We start from the raw sequence: 10,631 nt of genomic DNA on the forward strand, positions 1-10,631 counted from the left end.
AGCCTTCGCACCTGCGAGGCGTTCCCGACCGATTTGCGCCCACAGCTCGCCGACCTCCGGGTCGCATCCGGCCGCGCAGTGGATCACTTCGCAGATCGCTGAGACCCGTTCGGCTGCCTCGGCGACGATGCGCGCATGCCCGACGATGATCTCGGCCGGGTCGCTCATCTCGAACAGCTTGCGCGCCGCCGGACGCTGGAGCAGTGGCACCGGCTCGTCGTCACCGACAATCGCGCGGTCGTAGGCGGTTTTCAGCAGGGATGACTTGCCGCCGGCCGCGGCGAACACCGTCGAGCGACCGACACCCGCGGCTTCGGCGATCGCATCGATGGACGTCGCCGCATATCCACGCTCCACGAACAGCCGGGTCGCCGCGTCCAGCACCAGCCGGCGGGTGGCCGCGGCCTGCTCCGTGCGCAGCTGTGACCGGTAACGACTTTTTTTCGCCGGACGGGAATTCATCGGACTCCTGTGACATTGACCATACTGATGGTACGACGAACTTGGCTTGCGCAACTGAAAGGACACTCTCATGACAACTCGCCCGATCAAACTGGGCCTGGCTCTGCTGGGTCAGGGACCGGTCTCCGAAATGATCGACCAGGCCCGGCGAGCCGAATCCATCGGCTTCGAGGTGATACTGCTACCCGATCATCTGGGCTTCACCGCGCCGCTGGTGCCACTGGTCGCCATCGCCCAAGCCGCACCCACCGTCCAGGTCAGCAATCTGGTCCTCAACGCGGCGTTCTACCGGCCCGCGCTGCTGGCCCGGGACCTGGCGAGCGTGGACTCGGCAACCGGCGGACGGCTGATCGTCTCGTTGGGCACCGGCTACGTCGAAGACGAATTCGTCGCCGCCGGCCTGCCGTTCCCCAGCCCAGGCGAACGGGTGAAACGGCTCACCAACCACGTCACCGAGATCCGTCGATTGTTGTCCGACCCCGGTCACATCCCGCCGCCGGTGCAAGCTCCGCCGCCGATCATGGTCGCCGGCAACGGCGACAAACTGCTGACGATGGCTGCGCAACAGGCTGACATCGTCGCGATCGCGTCCACGGGGACCGAGGCCGACCTGGCCGAACGCGTCGCTTTCGTCAAAGACCAAGCCGGTGCACGCAGCAACGACATCGAATTGTCGTTCGGATTCTTTCAGGTCTCCATGGACGATCCCAGCGACCTGTCCATCCTGAAGCTGGTCACGCCCGACGCCAGCGAGTCCGAAATGCGTCGCTGGACAACGTTGCTCGACGGAACGGTTGACGAAGCGGCCGAGCGCATTCACCGCCTCCACAAGAACCTCGGCATCAGCTACTTCACCGTCAACGCCACCCCCGGCACCTCCTGGGACACCCTGGAAAAACTCGTCGCCGCCGTGCGCTGACACCAAATCCCTTACTAACGAAGGAGGCCTCATGGTCCGCAAAACCCAAACTCCAGCCGCACGTGTCAGCGTCGGCGACCGATTCCCGGAACTGCAGCTCACCGCGATCACCGGCGAAACCGTCCCAATCCCCGATGCCGCCGGCGCATTGATCCATCTGCAATTCCGTCGCTTCGCGGGCTGCCCGATCTGCAATCTGCACCTGCGGTCGATCATCGCCCGTAGCGAGGAGATCAGCGCCGCGGGCGTCCGTGAAGTCGTTCTCTTTCATTCCACCGCAACCGAGTTGCGCAAATATCAGGACGACATGCCGTTTCCCGTCATCGGTGATCCAGAGAAGCTCCTCTACCAACGGTTCGGCGTCGAGGCGTCCGCGAAGGCCGTACTCAACCCGCACGCATGGCGGGCCCTTCCCGGCGGCTGGCGCCATGCCATTGCCAACGCAGTTGCCCGGCGGCGAGCCCCGCTGCCGCTGGCGCCCACCAACGGCAACCTCGGCCTGCCCGCCGATCTGTTGATCACCGGCGACGGCCGCATTGCGGCCGTCAAATACGGCGTCCACGCCTATGACCAGTGGTCGGTCGACGAATTACTCGACGCGGCAGCGGGTTCGTAGTCGAAGTCGTCGAGCTCGACGCGGGATAGCCGCTCGACGAACGTCTGGCCGTTGTAGGGAAACTGCGTCACCACCTTGCCATTCGGATGACGGAAGTAGTTGTTGCAGTTGGCAACCCACACGGTTCCGGCCAAAGCGGCTTGGATTTCGGCGTTGTACGCGTCGTGGACGTGCTGTTTGACGTCGACCGACTGAAGCCGTCGGCCGCCCATCTCGTCCAGAACGCGACGGACGAATTCGGATTGCGCTTCCAGGATGTAGATGATCGAGGTAACGCCGTTCGTGTTGGGGCCATAAAGCGTGAACAGGTTCGGATAGCCCGGCACCACGGTGCCCAGGTAGGCCTCGGCGCCGTCGATCCAATCGTCATGAAGCCGGCGCCCGCCGCGGCCGTACACGTCAAGGCTGCCGAGGAAATCCACTGCGCGAAAGCCCGTTCCGTAGATGACGGTGTCGACATCATGCTCTCTGCCGTCAGCCGTGCGCAGACCCCGCTCGGTGAACTCGACGATGGGCGAGGTCTCCAGCGTCACGTTGGGCAAGGCGAACGTCGGGAACCAGGAACGCGATTGCAGTGGTCGCTTGCAGCCGACGGGATACGTCGGGGTCAGCTTGGCGCGCAGCTCCGGATCCGTCACTTTCCGAAGCAGATAGCTGTGCGCCATGCCGGTCAGCTCTTTGGTCATTGTGGAATCAACGGCGAAATTTGCCGACTCGTAGTCTTGGTAAGCCGCATCGCGCACCTTCAGCGCTTCGGCGGGGTCGGATTCGAAGAGTTCTTGCTGCTCCGGGGTGAACGGCTCGTCGTACCGCGGCGAGACCCAGATCGGCGTCCGCTGAAATACTGTCAGACGCGCGGTGTCTGCGGCGATCGCCGGCACATACTGGATCGCGCTTGCCCCGGTGCCGATTGATGCAACACGCTCGCCCGCAGTCGATTTAGAGTGATCCCAGTGTGACGAGTGAAAGGCGCGGCCACGGAATCGGTTGGCGCCGGGGATGTCGGGAATCTTCGGCACGTCCAGCATTCCCACGGCGCTGACCACGATGTCGAATTCGCGGGACCGTCCGTCTTCGGTGGTCAGCGTCCACCGCTGATCGGCATCCGACCACCGCAACGTCGTGACGCGCGTGCGCGGGACCAGATGCTCGGCCAGACGGTAGTCGGCGGCGACCTTCTCGATATACGCGAGGATCTCCGGCTGGTTGGCGAACGTCTTGCTCCACCGCGGGTTCAGTGCGAACGAGTAAGAGTAGAAGTGCGAGGGCACGTCGCAGGCCGCACCCGGATAGGTGTTCTTGCGCCAGGTCCCGCCGAAGTCGTCGCCGCGATCGAAGATCGTGAAGTCGTATCCGCCGTGGGCGAGTTGGATGCCCATCGCGATCCCACCGAGACCCCCACCGACGATGGCCACCGTCGGCTTCTTCGGCCCTGTGGTCATAAAAGAAATTGTGCCTCACGAGGCGAGTCACAGGAGCCACGCCCGCACCAAGAACTGTCCATAACATGGGGTTCGGAAACGGTGTCATATGCGATATCAAGCCGGGACGGGTAGTTATCGCTCCTGCGTGCGCCGGGGTCATTGGTGTAGGTCATGTGTTCTACCTCAGTTCGCGATCGTCGTTCAGCAAAGTTCGTCGTCAACCCGATCGGCAACCTGCAGCGTTGCCTGCACACCGCGCTTCTGTGGCAAAGCTGGGTCGTCGGTGATCTACCCGCGCTCATTCCCTCGAGAAACATTATCGCAAGTCATCATGCGTTTAATGTCACCTCGCTCGCACCGGTAACACAAGCCCTACTGCGTTATGCTGTTGCGGTGGGCAATCAAGACAACGCGGTCCGCCGTCGCTACGGCGGTCGCTCCGCACGCGTGCGCACGGCGGTGCTCGATGCCGCGATGGAGGTGTTGACCGACTTCGGATGGGGACGGTTCAGCGTCGCTGAGGTCGCGAACCGCGCCGGTGTGCATGAGACATCGATCTACCGTCGGTGGGGCACTCGCGAACGGCTTGTCACCGAGGCGTTGTTAATGGCTGGGGACCAGCAGCTGCCGATCCCCGATACTGGTTCGTTGCGGGGCGACCTTGTCGCCTTCGCGCGCGACCTCGCCCAGTACCTGACCACTCCGCTTGGTGCGGCCCTGGCGCAAGCACTGGTCGCGCCAGCGGAGGATGACCTGGCAATGGCCGACGCCCGCACTCAGTACTTTCAGGCCCGATTCCAGCTGGCCAGTGTCATTGTCAATCGCGCCGTATTGCGTGGTGAACTGCCCGACGGCGCGATGACCGACGGTGCCATGGCACTGGAGATGCTGTGTGCCCCGCTGCATTTTCGCTACCTGGTCAGCCATCAGCCGATCGACAACGAACTTGTCCATCGTCTGGCTGATTTGATGATCCAGGCGCTCGGGGGCAGCGCTCCGCGCCGCCCCCGAGCTGAGGCCTAGGCCCGACATCATCAAAGGCCGCCCAGCGCGGCCGGGGCCAGGTCGGCGAATCCTGTCTCGGCCCACTGGGTGCCGGTTGCCGCGACTTCGACCAGACCGTTGGCTCATCGGCGAGTAATCACAGTGCCCGCCTCCCGGTTACGCGGTGCTGCACGCCGGCGCACAGCGCGGAAAGCCTGACGCAGCCCCTCTTGCCTTAACGACCATCCGCGTCTATCGTGAACATATTTAATGCAATGAAACATGCATTAATTTTGAAGGTGCCAACGGTGCGGCGGTCGACGGCGCTCTCATCGCCTGGCCCGCAGCAAGCACTACCCAAACCGGAAGGCATGGGCTATGACAGACCCCAATTGGCGGCCCGCCCCCGAGGCGGTCAGCGCCTCGGCCATTGCTCGCTTTGCGTGCGGCATCTCAGCGTCAACTGGGCGATCGTTCGACGGTTATCTGGATCTGTGGACGTGGTCAACCGACCATCCCGCCCCGTTCTGGTCTGCTGTTTGGGATTTCTTTGATATTCAGGCCGATGGTGATCGCCAACCAGCACTTACCGACGAGGCGATGCCAGCTACTCGATGGTTCCCCGGAGCACGACTGAACTACACCGAGCACGCGCTGCGCGCAGCAACCGACCCCCTGCGGGCCAATCAGGTTGCGATCACGGCCATCACCGAAGATGGGGCCGCCACCAGGACCACATGGGCGCAACTGCGCGCTCACGTTGCTGCGTTGGCTCATTGGCTGCGTGCGGTCGGAGTGGGGCCAGGGGACACCGTGGTCGGTTACCTGCCGAACATTACCCACACGATCATCGCGTTCCTTGCTACAGCCAGTGTCGGGGCGATCTGGTCCTGCTGCGCTCAGGACTACTCGGCCGCTGGCGCGGCCGCAAAGTTCACCCAACTCGAACCTGTCGTACTTTTTGCAGCTGACGGCTACCGGTGGAACGGAAAGGCATACCGGCGCGGCGGCGCGGTCGCCGACCTACAGCGCGCACTGCCGACGCTGCGGGCCACCGTCCACGTACCGCACCTTGGCACTTCGGCGCTCGCCGACAAGCTGCCGCACGAAACGTGCTGCGGCGGTGTGAATATCGAGTGGGCGGAGGCGGTAGCCGAACCTGCGGAGCTGAAAGCAGAGCGCGTCGAGTTCAACGCGCCCCTCTGGGTGCTGTTCTCGTCGGGCACGACGGGTACGCCCAAAGGGATCGTGCACAGCCACGGCGGCATCGTTCTTGAGCATTACAAAACTTCTGGGTCTGCATCTGGACCTCGGCCCAAGTCAGCCATTTTTCTGGTACACCAGCACCAATTGGATGGTATGGAACGTCGCCGTATCGGGACTACTCGTCGGGGCACACATCGTCCTCTACGACGGCAGCCCAACCCATCCCACACCAAACCGACTCTGGCAGATCGGGTCTGGCGAGCAGACCGCTGTTCTCGGGGTGAGCCCAGGCTACCTCTCTTGCAGCGCCAAAGCCGGCCTCGCACCAGCACATCAATGCGATCTGCACGCATTGCGAGTACTGGGTATGAAAGCACCGACCCACTAGGCCGTATCGTCGGTCATCTGGCTCGACAGCGGTTGCGGCACAACATAATAGACCTGCCGGTCGCGATTGCGCAGAAGAGCAGGCCACGATGCGTGGATCCAGAGAGCGAAAGTTGGAACGAGATGACCTGCATACCAGGCCTTCGCAGCCCGGGTGGCGGTTGCCGTGCCTGGCTGCCGGACCGCGGTTTACCGGTTACATCAATGTTGAGGAGGAAATAGTGACGCTCAGGTTGGAAGGGAAAGTCGCGCTCATCACCGGCGCCGGGTCTGGTATGGGACGCGCAGCTGCTGTGGCGTTTGCCCGCGAGGGCTGCAGGGTGGTCGCGGCCGATAAAGATGGTGAGGCAATTAAGACCCTGGCTGACCAGGTGGGCAGTCAGGTGTACCCAGTGCAGTGCGACGTTGCCGACGAAGGGTCCGTGCAGACAGCAATCGCCGCCGCCACACAGGCGTTCGGACCAATCAGCGTCGTCTATAACAATGCTGGCATTTCTCTGGCCGCTGGCGCGGGAGACTGCGTCACCCATGAACTCGGCCTAGAAGCATTCGACCTGACCTTGGCCGTTAATCTTCGCGGGACCTACCTGGTCACCAAACATGCGCTACCAAGCATGCTCGAACTCGGTCAGGGCTCAATCATTAATGCAGCGTCAGTAGCGGGGCCATTCTTGGGTTCCTCCCAGCATGCCTACGCTTCGGCCAAGGGCGGAGTTGTTGGTTTCACCCGAGCGCTCGCTTTGAGCTATGCCCCAAATAACATCCGGGCAAATACGATATGTCCCGGTCTCATCCGGACACCGATGGCTGAGTTCATCTTTCGAGGCGAGACCGCGTCGGCCAGGCATCTAGACGCGACGCCGATGGGGCGGCCTGGGGAGCCTGAGGAGGTCGCCAATTTGGCCCTCTTCCTCGCATCCAACGAATCGAGTTTCATCACCGGTGCGGTGATAACGATCGACGGAGGGGTGACCGTAAATTGATGAGAGAAGAAGCACTCTCCCGCCGTCGCCACGTTACGAGCGGTGGATGACGACCCCGGGCGATGCCGACGGGCGCTGGCCTAGCGCAGAGCGCGTGCGCCACACATACCCGAACGTTCCCCGGCACGACACCACCGCCTTCGACGGGCGCTGCCGCACCGAGGCCGAATTCCTCCCCGACGGCAGGAACTGCGGGGCCGCGCCGTTCGACCCGATCACATCGCAAGTCGGGATCGGTTCCGCTCGCCGCTGGACAGCACGACCTTGCGGGCACCGCCGAGCGCCCATTGCACGCAACTCCGGCCGGACCGCACCGAGTGCCCGCTCCAACCCACCCTGGGGCGTCGGCGTTTTGGAAACCATCGAGCAGAACAGGACACACCAGAGATGACCGATAACGTGACACCAGAGGTCGTGCCGGACGCGGTACCGCATGTGGTGCGCGACTACATCGAGCGATACAGCAACTGGGGCCGGTGGGGCGAGAATGATCAGATCGGGACGCTGAACTTCGTTGGCCCCGAACAGGTCCGCGCGGCAGCCTCCCTCGTGCGCACCGGCGAGGTGATCTCGATGAGCCTTCCGTACGACGATCAGGGCTGCCAGGTCGGCGGGACTCGCCACAACCCCCAGCTACTGCTGACCGCCACCGGCACCGACCACCTCTGCGGGGCGCAGGACAGTCTCGGCGCCTGGGGGCCGGCGAGGGGCGTGGGCTACTCCGACGACGTCGTCATCATGCCGACCCAGGCCGGCACCCAGTGGGACGCGCTCTCGCACGTCTTCTTTGAGGGCCGGATGTACAACGGGTACGCCGCGGCCGAGGTGAGCTGCGCTGGCGCCGGCCGCAACGGTATCGAACACGGGACCACCCGGTACGTCATGCGGGGAGTGCTCCTCGATGTAGCCCGATGGGCGCGGATGGATGCCCTCGAACCCGGGCGCGCGATCACCGTCGCCGAACTTGAGGCCGTCTCGGCCGCCCAAGGCGTCGAGATTCGGCCCGGTGACGCGGTGATCGTCCGCACCGGCTTCCTCGGCGCCCGCCGAGGCCGCTGGGGCGATTATGCCGGCGGGCCGGCACCCGGCCTGTCGTTGCACACCGCGCCGTGGTTGTACGAAAACGAGGTCGCCGCGGTCGTCTCCGACACCTGGGGACTTGAGGTCCGACCGAACGAGATCGAGATGTTCCAGCCGCTGCACATCGTCGCGCTGGTGCACATGGGGCTGGCAATCGGGGAGATCTTCGACCTCGAGGCGCTCGCCGAGCACTGCGCGGCCGACGGGGTGTACGAGTTCATGTTCGTCGCACCACCGCTGCCGCTGACCGGTGCCTCCGGTTCACCAATGAGTGCGGTGGCCATCAAGTAACCGTGCCGACCTGCCAAAACCCATCACGACCGCGAGCCCGGTGCAAATCTCGGCGCAGGCCTACCAGGCGCTCCGCGATGCGCTGCCTGCAATCATGTGACATAAGCGGGCCTTCGAGTCGTTTCTGCGCGATGGGCTGCGTAGCCACCCGGAGCTACTGGCGGGGCTCGACTTCGATGGAGCGACTAAACGGGAAACGGCCGATGCGCTGATCAGCCGGCTTGCCACCAACGAGAGCACCTATCAGCAGACGACCATCAACCTCGTGCTCGACGTTGGCGCAATGACGCGGTTTCGAGACGTCGAGACGATCAAAGAAGCCGATAATCGAGCTCTCCGCCTGGAGGAGGCCCACGATGCCGTCGGCCGGCTCCGAACATTGACAGCTCGTTACCGCGAGGAATCCGAAGCACGAGAACGGTCAGCAGCTGCCCGGGAAGCGCAGTCCGCGAAGCAAGCGGGGATCAAGCAGTTCTCTGACGACCCCGGAGCCCTTCGTGATCGATACATGGCGATGCACAGCTCAAACGATCCTCGCCAACGCGGCAGAGCGTTCGAAGTCCTGTTGACGGACCTATTCGTCCTGTTCGACATGGAACCCCGCCTCAGCTACAGCCTGGCCCACGAGCAGATCGACGGTTCGCTGAGCTTCGACACCGATGACTACATCGTCGAAGCACGGTGGCGACAGGAATCGACCAGCCGCGAACACCTTGACGTCTTCAAGTCGAAAGTCGAGCGCAAGGAGCGGGCGCATACTCTGCAGTCAGCCTTCATCAGCTGGGGCGCAAGGGGCGCCGATGCAGACCGGTAGACCTCAAATCCAGTAGCCGCACCAAAAGGGCGATGCCGGCGACCCTGGAAGCTCGAGTTTTGCAAAAGACCTGTCACCAATAGCCTGCTGAAGCCGGTGCCTTGTGCCGACCGATTGGCTCGCCGGCACACCTGTCGACTATCCGCCATAGCCGCGGGCCACGGTCGCTGAGATGCCGCGGGTTAGAGCGGCTCGCGCGCAGTTCTGCGCCACTTGTGACAATCCGTGACAACCGCGCCCTTTGTTCGAATGGGCGCGGTGCCCACAAACAGCCTCTGACCTTGGTGGCAGATCCAGGATTCGAACCTGGGTAGGCGTAAGCCGACGGATTTACAGTCCGCTCCCATTGGCCGCTCGGGCAATCTGCCGGTGTGGTACGGGTAGCAAGAGTACAACGAGGATGTACCCGGGGCGAAAACGGCCAACATCGGCAGGAAAGGGAACGGATCCAATGGCGGATTCATCGTTCGACGTCGTCAGCAAGATCGATCGCCAGGAGGTCGACAACGCCCTCAACCAGGCCGCAAAGGAATTGGCCACCCGATTCGACTTTCGCGGCACCGACACCAAGATCGCCTGGAAGGGCGAGGAGGCGATCGAGCTGACCAGTTCCACCGAGGAGCGCGTCAAGGCCGCCGTCGACGTGTTCAAGGAGAAGCTGATCCGCCGCGACATCAGCCTCAAGGCGTTCGACGCCGGCGAGCCGCAGGCCTCTGGCAAGACCTACAAGGTCACCGGCGCCCTCAAACAGGGCATCAGCAGCGAGAACGCCAAGAAGATCACCAAGCTCATCCGCGACGAGGGACCCAAGACCGTCAAGACCCAGATCCAGGGCGAGGAGGTCCGGGTCACCAGCAAAAAGCGCGACGACCTGCAGGCCGTTATCGCGATGCTCAAGCAGGCCGACCTGGACGTCGCGCTGCAGTTCGTCAACTACCGGTAGCGCCTCGCTCAATCAACCGCCGGGTTCCTATTGTGGTGATCAGCACCGCACCGGCGCGGGAGAAGCGAGGTTCGCAATGAGCGTGACGCCCCAAGACGCAGAAGACGTCGACGTCGTCATCATCGGCGCCGGCTTCTCGGGGCTGGGCGCGGCCTACCGCATCACCGAGCGCAACCCGGGGACCAGCTACGTGATCTTGGAGCGGCGCGAGCAGATCGGCGGTACCTGGGACCTGTTCCGCTACCCCGGCGTCCGCTCCGACAGCAGCATTTTCACCTTGTGCTTTCCGTTCGAGCCGTGGACCCGGAAAGAAGGGGTGGCCGACGGGGTGCATATCCGCGAATATCTGACCGCCACCGCGCGCAAGTACGGCATCGACCGCCACATCAGGTTCAACAGCTACGTCCGGTCGGCGGACTGGGATTCGTCGACCGACACCTGGACCGTCACGGCCGAGCAGGACGGCGTGCAGAAGAGCTACCGCGGCCGGTTCGTGTTCTTCGGGTCCGGCTACTACAACTA

The 10,631-nt window shown here is 63.5% G+C and carries 11 protein-coding genes and 1 tRNA gene; 9 read left to right on the plus strand and 3 right to left on the minus strand.

What is annotated here, in order from left to right:
* Positions 1-462 (minus strand): helix-turn-helix domain-containing protein (locus tag VNW74_RS30515; RefSeq protein WP_325683895.1); only part of this gene is annotated, 462 nt, incomplete at its 3' end.
* Positions 463-532: 70 nt separating this feature from the next.
* Here VNW74_RS30515 and VNW74_RS30520 point away from each other — a divergent pair.
* Together VNW74_RS30520 and VNW74_RS30525 are read left to right on the plus strand one after the other, a co-directional pair.
* Positions 533-1,381: a TIGR03621 family F420-dependent LLM class oxidoreductase gene (locus VNW74_RS30520; protein ID WP_325683898.1), complete on the plus strand. Its 849-nt coding sequence runs from the start codon at positions 533-535 to the stop codon at positions 1,379-1,381.
* Positions 1,382-1,412: 31 nt separating this feature from the next.
* Positions 1,413-1,997 carry a peroxiredoxin-like family protein gene (locus tag VNW74_RS30525; protein WP_325683900.1) on the plus strand — a complete coding sequence of 195 codons (585 nt, stop codon included), beginning with the start codon at positions 1,413-1,415 and terminating at the stop codon, positions 1,995-1,997.
* Here VNW74_RS30525 and VNW74_RS30530 read toward each other — a convergent pair.
* Entirely contained in the window at positions 1,946-3,439 is a 1,494-nt protein-coding gene (locus tag VNW74_RS30530) for an NAD(P)/FAD-dependent oxidoreductase (protein WP_325683902.1), read from the minus strand. The two genes, VNW74_RS30525 and VNW74_RS30530, sit on opposite strands and share 52 nt — an antisense overlap.
* Before the next feature lie 375 nt (positions 3,440-3,814).
* On the opposite strand from VNW74_RS30530, the gene VNW74_RS30535 reads away from it, so the two are divergent.
* The 5 genes from VNW74_RS30535 (at position 3,815) to VNW74_RS30555 (ending at position 9,166) form a co-directional block, all read left to right on the plus strand.
* Positions 3,815-4,444, plus strand: coding sequence for a TetR/AcrR family transcriptional regulator (locus VNW74_RS30535; RefSeq protein WP_325683904.1), 630 nt, complete (start codon positions 3,815-3,817; stop codon positions 4,442-4,444).
* A gap of 339 nt (positions 4,445-4,783) precedes the next feature.
* On the plus strand, positions 4,784-6,220 hold the full coding sequence (locus tag VNW74_RS30540) for an AMP-binding protein (protein WP_325683906.1): 1,437 nt from the start codon (positions 4,784-4,786) through the stop codon (positions 6,218-6,220).
* Positions 6,220-6,981 (plus strand): SDR family NAD(P)-dependent oxidoreductase, encoded by a 762-nt coding sequence (locus tag VNW74_RS30545; RefSeq protein WP_325683908.1) that lies wholly within the window; start codon positions 6,220-6,222, stop codon positions 6,979-6,981. Before VNW74_RS30540 ends, VNW74_RS30545 begins: the two co-directional genes overlap by 1 nt.
* A gap of 387 nt (positions 6,982-7,368) precedes the next feature.
* Positions 7,369-8,352, plus strand: coding sequence for a cyclase family protein (locus VNW74_RS30550; RefSeq protein ID WP_325683910.1), 984 nt, complete (start codon positions 7,369-7,371; stop codon positions 8,350-8,352).
* Between the two features lie 283 nt (positions 8,353-8,635).
* Positions 8,636-9,166 carry a hypothetical protein gene (locus VNW74_RS30555; RefSeq protein WP_325683912.1) on the plus strand — a complete coding sequence of 177 codons (531 nt, stop codon included), beginning with the start codon at positions 8,636-8,638 and terminating at the stop codon, positions 9,164-9,166.
* A gap of 282 nt (positions 9,167-9,448) precedes the next feature.
* Here VNW74_RS30555 and VNW74_RS30560 read toward each other — a convergent pair.
* Positions 9,449-9,534 (minus strand) — tRNA-Tyr (locus VNW74_RS30560).
* Positions 9,535-9,617: 83 nt separating this feature from the next.
* On the opposite strand from VNW74_RS30560, the gene VNW74_RS30565 reads away from it, so the two are divergent.
* Positions 9,618-10,109, plus strand: a complete 492-nt coding sequence (locus tag VNW74_RS30565; RefSeq protein WP_325683914.1) for a YajQ family cyclic di-GMP-binding protein — start codon at positions 9,618-9,620, stop codon at positions 10,107-10,109.
* Between the two features lie 76 nt (positions 10,110-10,185).
* Positions 10,186-10,631, plus strand: a 446-nt coding sequence (locus tag VNW74_RS30570) for an NAD(P)/FAD-dependent oxidoreductase (protein ID WP_325683916.1), incomplete at its 3' end; no start/stop codon positions are given.

This window comes from Mycobacterium sp., from assembly GCF_035570115.1.
Lineage (GTDB): Bacteria > Actinomycetota > Actinomycetes > Mycobacteriales > Mycobacteriaceae > Mycobacterium.

Bases quoted from the DNA above. Each gene is read 5' to 3' on its own strand.
- VNW74_RS30520 (WP_325683898.1), top strand. From the start codon at position 533: ATGACAACTCGCCCGATCAAACTGGGCCTGGCTCTGCTGGGTCAGGGA.
- VNW74_RS30525 (WP_325683900.1), top strand. From the start codon at position 1,413: ATGGTCCGCAAAACCCAAACTCCAGCCGCACGTGTCAGCGTCGGCGAC.
- VNW74_RS30530 (WP_325683902.1), bottom strand. From the start codon at position 3,439: ATGACCACAGGGCCGAAGAAGCCGACGGTGGCCATCGTCGGTGGGGGT.
- VNW74_RS30540 (WP_325683906.1), top strand. From the start codon at position 4,784: ATGACAGACCCCAATTGGCGGCCCGCCCCCGAGGCGGTCAGCGCCTCG.
- VNW74_RS30550 (WP_325683910.1), top strand. From the start codon at position 7,369: ATGACCGATAACGTGACACCAGAGGTCGTGCCGGACGCGGTACCGCAT.
- VNW74_RS30555 (WP_325683912.1), top strand. From the start codon at position 8,636: ATGACGCGGTTTCGAGACGTCGAGACGATCAAAGAAGCCGATAATCGA.
- VNW74_RS30565 (WP_325683914.1), top strand. From the start codon at position 9,618: ATGGCGGATTCATCGTTCGACGTCGTCAGCAAGATCGATCGCCAGGAG.